Below are 12,595 nucleotides of genomic sequence, written 5' to 3' on the forward strand. Positions count from 1 at the left end.
GGCGCGGCCGCCTCGAGCGGCTGCGTGCCGGCGCAGGCGGCGCAGCCTGCGCGCTTGCGGACGAGCACCAGCCGCCCGCGCGCGGACCGCGCCTCGTACGTGTAGAGCCGGCCCTCGTAGGCGCCGCGCTCGCCGGCGAGGAGCCGGAGGGCCTCCGCGCCCATGAGCGCCCCCGCGAACCCCGCGGTGGCGCCGAGCACGCCCGCCTCGGCGCAGGACGGCACCGACCCGGGCGGCGGCGGCGCCTCGAACAGGCAGCGCAGGCAGCCGCCGATGCCCGCGGGCGAGACGGTGAGCAGCTGCGCGGTGGTCCGGAGGATCCCGCCGTGGACGAGCGGCCTCCGCGCGCGCAGCGCGGCGTCGTTCGCGAGGAACTTCGTGGCGAAGTTGTCGGAGCCGTCCACGACGACGTCGGCCGCCTCGACGAGCGCGAGGGCGTTCCCAGCGTCGAAGCGGAGATCGCGCGCGTCGACCGCCACGGAGGGGAAGAGCGCCCGGAGCCGGGCGGCCGCGGCGGTGGCCTTCCGCTGGCCGACGTCGCCTTCCTTGAACAGCGGCTGCCGGTTCAGGTTGGAGGTCTCGACGGCGTCGTCTTCCACGAGGACGAGCGTCCCGACGCCCGCGGCGGCGAGCGTGAGGAGCGCCGGCCCGCCGAGGCCGCCCGCTCCGATCACCAGCGCGGTCTTGCCGGAGAGGCTCATGAAGGACGGCGTATATCCCGCGCCAGAGGGGGCGGCAACCCTCGCGCCCGGCGGCGCTACACCACGAGCGCCCGGCCCGACTGCGCGGCGCGCCAGAGCGAGGGCAGCGTCGCGATCGCGTCGAGCCGCGGGCGGACGTCGTCGGGGACGAGCCCGGCGAGCCGGACCGCCGTGTCGCACGCCACCACCCGGAGCCCGAGCTCGCGCCGCGCGTCCTCCAGGCTCTCCACGAGGCTCGCCACGCGCGCCGGGCCGGCCTCGGGAGGCGCGCCCTCGTCGAAGCGGCCGCCGATCCAGAGCCGCAGCGGCTCGAAGAACAGCGCGACCGTCACGGCGTCGCCGAGCGCCGCCGCGGTCACCGCCAGCGTCGTGGCCTGGTAGCGGTCCTGCCAGGTCCCGCGATGCACGAAGAGCACCAGCGGCTCGCTCGCGGAGCTTCCGGACATGCGCACATCGTACCCCCCGAGGGGAGAACCCGCCAGCCCGCCCCCGCCGCACGCGACCTCGCGGAATCATTCGCCTCGCGCGTCGCCGGAGGGCTTGCCGGGACGCCGCCCCCCTGAAACCTTTCGGGGGGAACCCCCACCTCCGAGGAACGCTCCGTGAAGAAGCCACGCCCCATCGCCCCCGCGTCCGGGAAGCTCGCCGTCCTCCTCCCCGGGCTCGGCGCCGTCGGCACCACCCTCATCGCCGGCGTCGAGGCGGTGCGTCGAGGGCTCGCGAAGCCCATCGGCTCGCTCACGCAGATGGGGACCATCCGGCTCGGCAAGCGGACGGAGCGCCGGACGCCGCTCATCAAGGAGCTCGTGCCGCTCGCCCCCCTCGACCAGATCTGCTTCGGCGGCTGGGACGTGTTCCCCGACGACGCCTACGAGTCCGCCTGCCACGCCCGCGTGCTCGAGGAGTCCCTGCTCGAGAAGCTGAAGGAGCCGCTCTCGGCGGTGAAGCCGATGACGGCGGTGTTCTCGCCGGACTACGTGAAGCGGCTCGACGGCCCGAACGTCAAGCGCGGCGCGAACAAGCTCGAGCTCGGCGAGCTGCTCCGCGAGGACATCCGGCGGTTCATGCGCGAGCACGGCTGCGAGCGCGCGGTGATGGTGTGGTGCGCGTCGACGGAGGTGTACCTGCAGCCCCAGGCGGTGCACGGCCAGCTCCAGGCGTTCGAGGCGGCCATGGCGGCGAACGACCCGGCCATCGCGCCGTCGATGATCTACGCGTGGGCGGCGCTGAAGGAGGGCATCCCGTTCGCGAACGGCGCGCCGAACCTGACCGTCGACATCCCCGCGCTCCAGCAGCTCGCGAAGGCGCAGGGCGTGCCGATCGCCGGCAAGGACTTCAAGACCGGCCAGACGCTCATGAAGACGGTGCTCGCGCCCATGCTGAAGGCGCGCATGCTCGGGCTCGAGGGGTGGTTCTCGACGAACATCCTCGGCAACCGCGACGGCGAGGTGCTCGACGACCCGGGCAGCTTCAAGACGAAGGAGGTCTCGAAGCTCTCGGTGCTCGACCACATCCTGCAGCCCGAGCTGTACCCCGACCTCTACGGCAAGTTCGACCACAAGGTGCAGATCCACTACTACCGGCCGCGCGGCGACAACAAGGAGGGCTGGGACAACATCGACATCAAGGGCTGGCTCGGTTACCCGATGCAGATCAAGGTGAACTTCCTCTGCCGGGACTCGATCCTCGCCGCGCCGGTGGCGCTCGACATCGCCCTCTTCATCGACCTCGCGCGGCGCGCGGGGATGAGCGGGATCCAGGAGTGGATGTCGTTCTACTTCAAGAGCCCGATGGTCGCGGAGGGGCTCTACCCGGAGCACGACCTGTTCATCCAGCTCACGAAGCTCAAGAACACGCTGCGTCACCTGGCGGGCGAGGAGCTCATCACCCACCTCGGGCTCGACTACTACGAGCCGTAGATTAGACAGAGGCCCCACAGAGGAGGTCGTCGATGGCTTACGTGGTTGCCGAGCCCTGCATCAAGTGCAAGTACACCGACTGCGTCGAGGTCTGCCCCGTCGACTGCTTCTACGAGGGGCCCAACTTCCTCGTCATCCATCCCGACGAGTGCATCGACTGCGGCGCGTGTGAGCCTGCCTGCCCCACGAAGGCGATCTTCCCGGAGGAGAGCCTGCCGGCGAAGTGGAAGGACTACACGCAGCTCAACGCCGACCTCGCCAAGACCTGGCCCAACATCTCGGAGAAGAAGGACCCGCTCCCCGACGCGGACCAGTGGAAGGACGTCGAGGAGAAGCGTCAGTACCTCGAGGGCGCCTAGCGGATCGGCGACGGCCGCACGGGCGCTCGGCGAGATCGTCGTCGCCCTGAACTGCGCTATTGCGCGCCGGTCGCCCCTTTGCTAGAAACCCGTCCGCTTCGGAACGCCCAGGTGGTGGAACTGGTAGACACACCATCTTGAGGGGGTGGCGCCGTAAGGCGTGCGAGTTCGAATCTCGCCCTGGGCACTCGCGAACGAGAGAGGGGATCCGGGAAACCGGATCCCCTCTCGGCGTTTCGGGGCCACGGAGGGAGCCGGGGGCTCGGGTGGCGGCGGCGCCCGTCCGGCAGCGGGCGCGAGCGCCTCGCTCGAACGCGAAGAGGGGACCCGGACCCCGGATCCCCTCTCCGCCGCGCCGAGGCGCGGATTCTCGGGAAAGCGACTACTTCCCCTGCGACGGCGCGGCCGGCGCCGGCGGGGTCGACTCGGGCGCGTTCGGCGGCGGCGAGAGCGGGCTCTGCCCGGGCGCGGCCGGGAGCTGCTGCGCCGGGACGCTCGCCTCGCGCTGCACCACCGAGTGCGTGCGGGACGCGTTGTACGCGAGGAAGACCGAGGTCATCATGAAGATCCCGGCCGAGATGCTCGTGACCTTGCCGAGCAGCGTCTGGGCGCCACGCCCACCGAAGACGGTCTGCGCGCCGGCCCCGCCGAACGCCGCCCCCATCCCGCCGCCCTTACCGGCCTGGAGCAGGATCACGAGGATGAGGAAGACGCAGACGAGGACGTGCAGGATGGTGACGAGGGTGATCAACGGAGTGCACCTTTCACGATGGCGACGAAGTCCGCCGCCTTGAGGCTCGCGCCGCCGACCAGCGCCCCGTCGACATCGGGCTGCGCCATGAGCTCGGCGGCGTTCTCGGGCTTGACCGAGCCGCCGTACTGTACCCGGATCTGGTCCGCCGCGGAACTCGCGAGCTCGCGGAGGATCTTCCGGATGGCCGCGTGGACCTCCTGCGCCTGGGCCGCGGTGGCGGTCTTGCCGGTGCCGATCGCCCACACCGGCTCGTACGCGAGCGTCAGCGCGGCGAAGGCCTCGGCGGAGAGGCCGGCGAGCCCCTGCCTGACCTGACGGTCCACGATCTCGAGGGTCCGCCCGGCCTCCCGCTCCGCCAGCGTCTCGCCCACGCAGACGATCGGCCGGACACCCGCCGCGAGCAGCGCGCCGACCTTCTTGCGCACTCCCTCGTCGGTCTCCCCGAAGAGCTGGCGCCGCTCGCTGTGGCCGACGATGCCGTGGCGGCAGCCGACCTCGGCCAGCATGGGCGCGGACACCTCGCCGGTGAACGCCCCCTGCTTCTCCCAGTGGACGTTCTGCGCGGCGACCTCGATCCCGGAGCCGCGCGCCGCGTCCACCGCGGCGGCGAGCGCCGTGAACGGCGGGGCGATGGCGACGTCGACCTTGCCGGCGAGGTCCCCGAGCGCGGCGCGGAGCTCGCCGACGAGCGCCGTGGTCTCCGCCACGGTCTTGTGCATCTTCCAGTTGCCGCAGACGAACTTTCGACGGGGCACGGCGCTATCCCTCGAGGACCTGGATGCCGGGGAGGACGCGCCCCTCGATGAACTCGAGGCTGGCGCCGCCGCCGGTGGAGACGTGCTTCATCTTGGAGACGAGCCCGGCCTCCTCGACCGCCGCGGCGCTGTCGCCGCCGCCCACGACCGTGATGGCCGGGCTGTCCGCCATCGCCTTCGCGACGCCGAAGGTGCCCTCCGCCCACGGCTTCTGCTCGAACAGGCCCATGGGACCGTTCCAGAACACCGTCTTCGCGCTCAGGATGCGCTGGCGATACCGATCGAGCGTCTTCGGGCCGATGTCGAGGCCCATGAGGCCGTCGGGGATCGCGCGGTCGTTCACCACCACGCGCGCTGCGGTCTCCTTCGGCTCCGCGCCGCACACGTGATCGACCGGCAGGAGCAGGTCCACGTTGCGCGCCTGGGCGCGGTCCAGGATCTGCCGCGCGAGCTCGAGCTTGTCCTCCTCGACGAGGCTCTTCCCCACGGGGACGCCCTGCGCCTTGAGGAACGTGTAGGCCATCGCGCCGCCGATGCAGACGGCGTCGGCCTTCGCGATGAGGTTCTCGAGCACCTTGATCTTGTCGGACACCTTGGCGCCGCCGATGAGCGCGACGAACGGCCGCGCCGGGGTGCCGAGCGCCTTGCCGAGGTACTCGACCTCCTTCTGGATGAGGAAGCCGGCCGCCTTCTCCTTCACGAACGCGGCCATGCCCGCCGTAGACGCGTGGGCCCGGTGGGCCGTGCCGAACGCGTCGTTCACCCAGACGTCGCACAGGCTCGCGAGCTCGCGCGCGAAGCCCTCGTCGTTCTTCTCCTCCTCCGGGTGGAAGCGGAGGTTCTCGAGGAGGAGGACCTCTCCCTCCTTGAGATCGCGGACGAGCTTCTTCACGCCGTCGCCGACGCAGTCGTCGGCGAGGATGACGTCCTGCTTGAGGAGCGCCGAGAGCCGCTCGGCCGCGGGCTCGAGCGAGAACTTCTTGCGATCGTCGGGCTTGCCCTTCGGGCGCCCGAGGTGCGAGCCGAGGATGACCTTCGCGCGCGCCTTGATGGCGTACTGGAGCGTCGGGAGCGCCGCGCGGATGCGCGCGTCGTCGGTCACCCGCCCCTGCTCGTCGAGCGGGACGTTGAAGTCCACGCGGATGAAGACGCGCTTGCCGGCGAGGTCGAGCGCGTCGATGGTCTTGAGCGCCATGGCGTCCCTCACTTCGTGAGGAACTTCGCCACGTCGACCATGCGGTTCGAGAAGCCCCACTCGTTGTCGTACCAGGCGAAGACCTTCGCGAAGGTCCCTTCGACGACGAACGTGTTCGTCGCGTCGAAGATCGAGGACGCCGGGTTGTGGTTGAAGTCCACCGAGACGAGCGGGCCGTCCGAGTACTCGAGGACGCCCTTCAGGCTCCCCTCCGCCGCCTTCTTGAACGCCGCGTTGATCTCCTCGGCGGTGGCGGGCCGGTCCATCTCGACGGTGAGGTCGACGAGCGACACGTTCGGCGTGGGGACGCGCACCGACGTGCCGTGCAGCTTGCCCTTCAGCTCCGGGATGACCTCGGCGACCGCCTTCGCGGCGCCGGTGGTCGAGGGAATCATCGACAGCGCCGCGGCGCGCGCGCGGCGCAGGTCCTTGTGCGGCAGGTCGAGGAGGTTCTGGTCGTTCGTGTAGGAGTGGATCGTCGTCATCAGGCCGCGCTTGATGCCGAAGCTCTCGAGCAGGATCTTCGCGACCGGCGTGAGGCAGTTCGTCGTGCAGGACGCGTTCGAGATGATCTTGTGCTTCGCCTTGTCGAGCTTGTCGTGGTTGATGCCGTAGGCGACCGTGATGTCCGGGCCCTTGGCCGGCGCGGAGATGAGCACGCGCGGAGCGCCCGCCTTGAGGTGGCCCTCGGCCTTCTCCCGCTCCGTGAAGAGGCCGGTGCACTCGAGGACGACGTCGACCTTGTTCTTCTGGTGCGGGAGATCGGCCGGGGACTTGATGGCCGTGACCTCGATCTCCTTGCCGTTGACGACGATGCCCTTCTCCGACGCCTTCACGTCGGCGGCGAGCACGCCGTGCACCGAGTCGTACTTCAGGAGGTGCGCGAGGGTCTTCGTGTCCGTGAGGTCGTTGATCGAGACGAACTCGAGGTCCTTCTCGCCCCGCTCGATGGCCGCGCGGAGCACGCACCGACCGATGCGACCGAACCCGTTGATTGCGATACGTGCCATGGCGCTGCCCTCCTCCCAAGGGGTTGAAAAGCGGCCGTAACCTACAGACGAGGCTCCGGACCGTCAACGGAAACGGAAGGGGGCGAGCGGCCGAGATGAAAGAAACGAAACGGCGCCGATCTCTCGGCGCCGTCCGGTCCTGCGCGCTCGACTTCTGGCGAGGCCGCGACGTCGCGCCGAGCCTCGCGTAATCTTCGGATCAGAGGGCCCGCGGCGCCTCGACGGCGCTCTCCTGCGCGGCGGCCGCCTGGGCCGCGGCGGCGTGCTCGCCCTTGAGGTCCTGCGTGACGAGATCGATGAGCTCGGTCGAGAGGCTCAGGATCTGGTTCGTCGAGTAGCCGTTGCCACGCAGCTCCTTGAAGAGCGACTTCGCGAGGATCTTCGTTCCCTTCACGTCCAGCATGCCTGGCACCATTGCGTTCACTCCCTACCGGCGATACGAACCGCGCCGTGTCGCGATGGCTCCCCCGGGAGCAAGGTGCGGGCCATCGCCTTCGAGGCTTCACCATGTCAGCCGTTTCGGGTACTTGCACGCGGCGAGGCCCTGCCAGGCCGGTCGCGCCGGTGCGTAGTCTCCTTCGCAGACCTGCCTGCGAGAGGGGCACGGCGCGTAGCGCGCTTCGCGGTTCGACGGCGCCATCCCTGAGGAACTGATGCGGTACCGGATCTCCAACCTCCCGCTCTGGCTCGACGAGGACGACGCGCTCCTGACGCGCCGCGCCGCGGAGCGGCTCGGCCTCTCGGCCGAGCACCTTCGCGACGCGATCGTCGTGCGACGCTCGCTCGACGCCCGCAGGAAGGGCCACGCGCGCTGGCTCGTGAACCTCGAGGTCGAGGTCGAGGGCGCGATCCGCGGCGCACCCGCCGACGTCGCGCCGGTCCCCGCGCCCGAGGCGGAGCCCGGACCCGTGCGGCGGCCCGCCGCGCCGCCCGTCATCCTGGGCGCCGGGCCGGCGGGGCTCTTCTGCGCGTGGGCGCTCCTCGAGCGCGGCGTGCCCTCGATCGTGGTCGACCGCGGCAAGACCGTGAGCCCCCGCCGGCGCGACGTGGCGGCCCTGATGCGCGGCGGCGCGCTCGATCCCGAGTCGAACATGAACTTCGGCGAGGGCGGCGCGGGGGCGTACACCGACGGCAAGCTCGGGACGCGCATCCACCACCCGGCGGTGCGGAAGGTCGTCGAGCTGTTCGCGCGCTTCGGGAACGTCGAGCGGATCGTGGTCGAGGGCAAGCCGCACGTCGGCTCGGACGTGCTGCCCGCGGCGATCTCGGCGATGCGCGAGGAGCTCGAGCGCGGCGGGTGCACGTTCGTGTGGGGCGCGCGCGCGGTCGATCTCGCGCTGCGCGACGGCCGCCTCGCGGGGCTCCGCCTCGCCGACGGCCGCTCGCTCGAGTCCGACCGGCTCGTGCTGGCGCCCGGAAACAGCGCCCGCGAGCTGTTCGAGCTGTTCGCCGCGCGCGGCTGGCCCATCGAGGCGAAGCCGTTCGCGGTGGGGTTCCGGGCGGAGCACCCGCAGCCGCTCATCGATCGGATCCAGTACGGAGCGGGCGCGCGCCACCCCAGGCTCCCCCCGGCCGACTACAAGCTCGCCGACAACCCCAAGGTCGCGGGCGCGGCGCGCGGCGTGTTCTCCTTCTGCATGTGCCCGGGCGGCGTGGTCGTCCCCACGCCGACCGAGCCCGAGATGCAGTGCACGAACGGCATGTCCAACTCGCACCGCTCGTCGCCCGTCGCGAACGCCGGCATCGTCGTCGCCGTCTCGCCGGAGGACTTCGCGGCCGAGGGCTTCGAGGGCCCGCTCGCGGGGCTCGAGTGGCAGCGCAAGTGGGAGCGCGCCGCCTACGTGCTCGGGGGCGGCGCCTACCACGCGCCCGCCCAGCGGCTCGCCGCGTACCTCGCGCGCAGGCCCGGGGCGCCGCCCGGGAAGACGTCCTACCGGCCGGGGGTGACCCCCTCCGACCTCTCCCTGCTGTACCCTCCGCAGATCCAGGAGGCGCTCCGCGCGGGGCTGCGCGGGTTCGAGCGACGGATGCGAGGCTTCGTGACCGACGAGGCGGTGCTCATCGGCATCGAGTCGCGGACGAGCTCTCCCTGCCGGCTCGTGCGCGGCGCGGACTTCCAGTCGCCGGGGATCCGGGGGCTCTACCCCGCCGGCGAGGGCGCCGGCTACGCGGGCGGGATCGTGTCGTCCGCGGTGGACGGGCTCAAGGTCGCGGAGGCGATCTGCGCCGAGCTCGGCGCGGCGTGACGGAGGAGCGGATGCGGGATCGCGGCATGAAGTACCGGGTGCGGAACGCCGAGGGGGAGGAGCTCGTGGTCCCGTCGCTCGGCGACCTGCACGATCTCTACGCGCACGGCTTCCTCGCCGAGGACGACCTCGTGCGGGCCGAGACGTCCCCGCGCTGGGTCCGCGCAGGCGCGATGCCGGCCCTGCACGGCGTCCGCGAGCGGCGGGCCGATCCCCGGCGCGTCGGGATGCTCGTCGCCGCAGCGATCGCCCTCGCGGCGGGCCTCGGCTTCCTCTTCGCGCGCTAAAGCGCCCGCCGGAGCCGAGCGCCGCCGCGAAGCGCCGTTCGCGCCCCGCAAAGAGCCGCCAGCACGCGGGAGGCGGCGGCGTGCTAGCTCACCCGGCCGAAGTCGTCCTGAACGCGCACGACGTCCTCGACCTCGGGGGTGGAGACCTCGAGCACGTCGCAGTCGGTCACCGCGCGCATGCGGTGCACGGTGCCGGGCTTCACGTGGTAGCTGTCGCCCGGCTGCATCCGGTGATCGACGAGCCGGTCTCCGTCCTTGAGCACGAGGATCATCTCGCCGCTCCAGAGGTGGATCGTCTCGTCCTTCCTCACGTGGTACTGCAGGGAGAGCTGGAACCCTGCCTTCACGTGCAGGAGCTTGCCGACGTAGCGTTCGGTGTGCGCCCACCAGAGCTCGTGGCCCCAGGGCTTCTCGACGCGCTTCGGGCTGTCGAAGGTCGTGGTCATGCTGGATCGGACTTTAGGCTAGCGGCTGGCGGTGACGAACCCGGGGACCCCGGTTTCCCGCGCGACGTCCTTGCGATAGCGCTCCGCGGCCTCGCGGCTCTCGAAGCTCCCCACGCGCACGCGGTACCAGCGCCCCTTCCCCTGCACGTCCGCCGTCTCGACGCGCGGGCGCAGCGAGCGGTAGCGGGCGGCGATGCGGTCGGCCTCCGAGCGCTGCTGGGTCGCGCCGATCTGGATGGTGAAGTCCCCCGTGCCGGCCGGGGCCGGCTTCGCCGCGCGCGCCTGGACCTCCGCCTTCTCCTCGGGAGGCTTCGGCGCGGGGGCGGCGGGCGCCGGGGCCGCGGTCGGCGGCGTGGAGGCGGCCTGGACCACCGCCGGAGGCGGCCTGGCGGGGGCGCTCGGCGGAGCGCTCGGCGGCGGCGCGGCGGAGGTGGAGACGGCCGCGGCCGTGACCGGCGGCGTCGCCGCCGGCTTCTGCTTCACGAGACGATCGTGAAACGTGAGCGACGCGTCGTCCACGCCGGGCGACGGGGTGGAGGGAGGCCGATCGAGGGCCTCGAGGTCCCCGGCGCGGGCGGCGTCGACCTGCCGGGTGGCGATCTGCCGGCCGACGTTCAACCCGAGGACGAACACGACGCCGAGGATGACGAGCGCGCCCACGACGATGGACGCGATCTGCCGGCCATCGAGGGAGAGCTCGAACTTCTCGCGGACGCGGGCGTTCTCATCGCGCATGGCGTCCGTGATTCTAGACGTCGTCCGCGATATCGCGAGTTTCCGGACTCTCCATCCGATCCGGCGCGGCGACGCCCAGGACCCCGAGGCCGTTCGCCAGCACCTGCTTCAGCGCGCGGCACAGGAAGAGCCGGCCGGCGGTCTTGCGCGCGTCGGCGGAGATGACCCGCTCGCCGCTGCGCTTGCCCTGCGTGTAGTACGAGTGGAACGCCGCGATCGTCTCCTGCAGGTAGAAGGCGACGCGGTGCGGCTCGTACGCGAGGGCCGCCGCGGCGAGCATGTCCGGGAAGGCCACGACGCGCCGGATGAGATCCTGCTCCTCCGCGGAGGTGAGCGTCCGGGCCGCCTCGAGGTCGAACTCGGGGACCGCCACGCCGCCCTCGCGCGCCTTCGCGAAGATCTGGGCGAGCCGCGCGTGGCCGTACTGGACGTAGAAGACCGGGTTGTCGAGCGTCTGGCGCTTCGCGAGCTCGATGTCGAAGTCGAGCTGCGCGTCGGAGCGGCGGGTGAGGAACATGAAGCGGGTCGCGTCGCGCCCGACCTCGTCCACCACCTCGCGCAGGGAGACCACCGTCCCCGCCCGCTTGGACATCTTCACGGCCTCGCCGCCGCGGGTCAGGTTCACCATCTGGATGAGGATGACGTGCAGGTCCTTCCGCGAGGCGCCGAGCGCCTCGAGCGCGGCCTCGAGCCGCGGCACGTACCCGCCGTGGTCGGCGCCGAGGACGTCCACGAGGGTTCCGGCGCGCTGCCGCTTGTCCCAGTGGTACGCGATGTCGGCGCAGAAGTAGGTGGGCGTGCCGTCCGCCTTCTTCACCGGCCGATCCACCTCGTCGCCGTACTGCGACGAGCGGAACAGCGTGAGGTCCTCGGCGGCGGAGACGCCCTCGTCGAGGTCACCGTGGGGCTGGGCGATGGGCGCCGGAGCGCCCTTCTTGGACTTCGGCGGCGGGAGCTTGCCGACGTAGACGAGGTCCTTCTCCTCGAGGAAGCGCAGGAACCTGTCGACCGTGCCCGACTCGTAGAGCGCCTTCTCGGACGACCAGCGGTCGAACTCGATGTTGATGGCGCGGAGGTCGTCGCGGATGAGCCCGAGCACGTGCTCGACGGCGCGATCGCGGAAGAGCGTGAGCCACTCGGACTCGGGCGCGTCGAGGTAGCGATCGCCGTGCTCGGCGCGCAGCGCCGCGGCGATGTCCTTCACGTACTCGCCCGGATAGCTCTTCGGCGGCATCGTCACCTGCCGCCCGAACGACTCCTGGTAGCGCAGGTGCACGGAGCGCGCGAGCGTCTGCACCTGCGCGCCGTAGTCGTTCACGTAGTACTCGCGGGTGACGTCGAAGCCCGCCCACCGGAGCAGGCTCTGCACGCCGTCGCCCACCACCGCCCCCCGGCCGTGGCCGACGTGCATCGGCCCGGTGGGGTTCGCCGAGACGTACTCGACGATGACCTTCTGGCCGCCTCCGACCTCGGTCCGCCCGTACGCGGCCCCCTCGGAGACGACGCGCGCGAGCGCCCGCAGCCACACGTCCGGCGCGAGGCGGACGTTGATGAAGCCGGGGCCGGCGATCTCGAGCCCGGCGAGCTCGTGCTGCGCGTCGACGGCGCGGACCTCGGCCGCGATCGCCTGGGCGAGCTCGCGCGGCGGCTTGCCCGCCGGCTTCGCGAGCATCATCGCGGCGTTCACCGCGAAGTCGCCGTGCTTGGGGTCGCGCGGCGCCTCCACGGAGAACGCCGCCTCGAGAACGGGCCAGCGACCCTCGGCGGCGCCCTTCGCGAGCGCCTGCCGGAACAGCTCGATCACGCGATCTCTCACCATGGCGCGCAGTCTCTACCGGGGCCGCGCCGCGGGCGCAAGCGGGCACTCGCCCGCGAGCCCCGCCCTGCCCTCATGCGTACGCGTCGAAGGCGCCGCAGCGCCGGCAACGCCAGCTGCGGACGGGGGCGTCGGCCGCGCACCGCGTGCAGCGGGGCGCGCGGCCCCGCCGGAGCAGCGCGGCCACGAGGAGATCGTGCCGCGCGGCGAGCTCCCCCGGCCCTGGCGCGTCGGCCTGGCGGAGCAGCTCGCGCATCTCCCAGGTCACCTCCCCGCGCCTGTCGCGCTCGAGCGCGCGCCGCAGCGCCGCGAGCGCGTCCGCCACCCGGCCGAGGCGGTGCAGGGCGCGTCCGTGCAGGAGGTGCAGCGCCG

Annotated in this window: 14 protein-coding genes, 1 tRNA gene and 1 pseudogene; 5 read left to right on the forward strand and 11 right to left on the reverse strand. The window is 71.9% G+C overall.

The window, feature by feature from the left end; all coding sequences use genetic code 11:
* A partial coding sequence (locus MNZ29_RS21425; protein WP_242356656.1) for a HesA/MoeB/ThiF family protein occupies positions 1–701 on the reverse strand: 701 nt, incomplete at its 3' end.
* Positions 702–757: 56 nt separating this feature from the next.
* Positions 758–1,147 (reverse strand): hypothetical protein, encoded by a 390-nt coding sequence (locus MNZ29_RS21430; protein ID WP_242341012.1) that lies wholly within the window; start codon positions 1,145–1,147, stop codon positions 758–760.
* A 156-nt stretch (positions 1,148–1,303) separates the two neighbouring features.
* On the opposite strand from MNZ29_RS21430, the gene MNZ29_RS21435 reads away from it, so the two are divergent.
* The 3 genes from MNZ29_RS21435 (at position 1,304) to MNZ29_RS21445 (ending at position 3,166) form a co-directional block, all read left to right on the forward strand.
* Positions 1,304–2,620, forward strand: a complete 1,317-nt coding sequence (locus MNZ29_RS21435) for an inositol-3-phosphate synthase (RefSeq protein WP_242341013.1) — start codon at positions 1,304–1,306, stop codon at positions 2,618–2,620.
* A gap of 32 nt (positions 2,621–2,652) precedes the next feature.
* Positions 2,653–2,979 (forward strand): ferredoxin FdxA, encoded by a 327-nt coding sequence (fdxA, locus tag MNZ29_RS21440; protein ID WP_242341014.1) that lies wholly within the window; start codon positions 2,653–2,655, stop codon positions 2,977–2,979.
* Between the two features lie 105 nt (positions 2,980–3,084).
* A tRNA-Leu gene (locus tag MNZ29_RS21445) sits at positions 3,085–3,166 on the forward strand.
* A gap of 195 nt (positions 3,167–3,361) precedes the next feature.
* Here the strand turns inward: MNZ29_RS21445 and secG are convergent.
* From secG to MNZ29_RS21470, 5 genes are all read right to left on the reverse strand, one after another.
* Positions 3,362–3,730, reverse strand: coding sequence for a preprotein translocase subunit SecG (secG, locus tag MNZ29_RS21450; RefSeq protein WP_242341015.1), 369 nt, complete (start codon positions 3,728–3,730; stop codon positions 3,362–3,364).
* On the reverse strand, positions 3,727–4,488 hold the full coding sequence (gene tpiA, locus MNZ29_RS21455; RefSeq protein ID WP_242341016.1) for a triose-phosphate isomerase: 762 nt from the start codon (positions 4,486–4,488) through the stop codon (positions 3,727–3,729). Before tpiA ends, secG begins: the two co-directional genes overlap by 4 nt.
* 4 nt (positions 4,489–4,492) lie before the next feature.
* Positions 4,493–5,683 carry a phosphoglycerate kinase gene (gene pgk, locus MNZ29_RS21460; RefSeq protein WP_242341017.1) on the reverse strand — a complete coding sequence of 397 codons (1,191 nt, stop codon included), beginning with the start codon at positions 5,681–5,683 and terminating at the stop codon, positions 4,493–4,495.
* A gap of 8 nt (positions 5,684–5,691) precedes the next feature.
* Positions 5,692–6,693, reverse strand: coding sequence for a type I glyceraldehyde-3-phosphate dehydrogenase (gene gap / locus MNZ29_RS21465; RefSeq protein WP_242341018.1), 1,002 nt, complete (start codon positions 6,691–6,693; stop codon positions 5,692–5,694).
* Positions 6,694–6,892: 199 nt separating this feature from the next.
* The gene (locus MNZ29_RS21470; RefSeq protein ID WP_242356658.1) at positions 6,893–7,096 is read right to left on the reverse strand and encodes a hypothetical protein; all 204 of its coding nucleotides are present in this window, start codon (positions 7,094–7,096) and stop codon (positions 6,893–6,895) included.
* A 250-nt stretch (positions 7,097–7,346) separates the two neighbouring features.
* Between MNZ29_RS21470 and MNZ29_RS21475 the strand changes: the two genes are divergently transcribed.
* Both MNZ29_RS21475 and MNZ29_RS21480 read left to right on the forward strand, forming a co-directional pair.
* Entirely contained in the window at positions 7,347–8,939 is a 1,593-nt protein-coding gene (locus MNZ29_RS21475; protein WP_242356660.1) for an NAD(P)/FAD-dependent oxidoreductase, read from the forward strand.
* Positions 8,940–8,950: 11 nt separating this feature from the next.
* Positions 8,951–9,226, forward strand: coding sequence for a hypothetical protein (locus MNZ29_RS21480; RefSeq protein WP_242341021.1), 276 nt, complete (start codon positions 8,951–8,953; stop codon positions 9,224–9,226).
* 83 nt (positions 9,227–9,309) lie between these two features.
* Here MNZ29_RS21480 and MNZ29_RS21485 read toward each other — a convergent pair whose 3' ends face one another.
* The 4 genes and pseudogenes from MNZ29_RS21485 to MNZ29_RS21500 all read right to left on the reverse strand — a co-directional run.
* Positions 9,310–9,672, reverse strand: coding sequence for a cupin domain-containing protein (locus MNZ29_RS21485; RefSeq protein ID WP_242341022.1), 363 nt, complete (start codon positions 9,670–9,672; stop codon positions 9,310–9,312).
* Positions 9,673–9,690: 18 nt separating this feature from the next.
* Positions 9,691–10,407, reverse strand: coding sequence for an SPOR domain-containing protein (locus MNZ29_RS21490; RefSeq protein WP_242341023.1), 717 nt, complete (start codon positions 10,405–10,407; stop codon positions 9,691–9,693).
* A gap of 13 nt (positions 10,408–10,420) precedes the next feature.
* Entirely contained in the window at positions 10,421–12,226 is a 1,806-nt protein-coding gene (locus tag MNZ29_RS21495; protein WP_242341024.1) for an arginine--tRNA ligase, read from the reverse strand.
* A 70-nt stretch (positions 12,227–12,296) separates the two neighbouring features.
* Positions 12,297–12,595, reverse strand: a pseudogene (locus MNZ29_RS21500) (hypothetical protein); the annotation flags it as partial.

The sequence above is a fragment of the Anaeromyxobacter sp. SG64 genome, assembly GCF_022690745.1.
GTDB classification, from domain to species: domain Bacteria; phylum Myxococcota; class Myxococcia; order Myxococcales; family Anaeromyxobacteraceae; genus Anaeromyxobacter; species Anaeromyxobacter soli.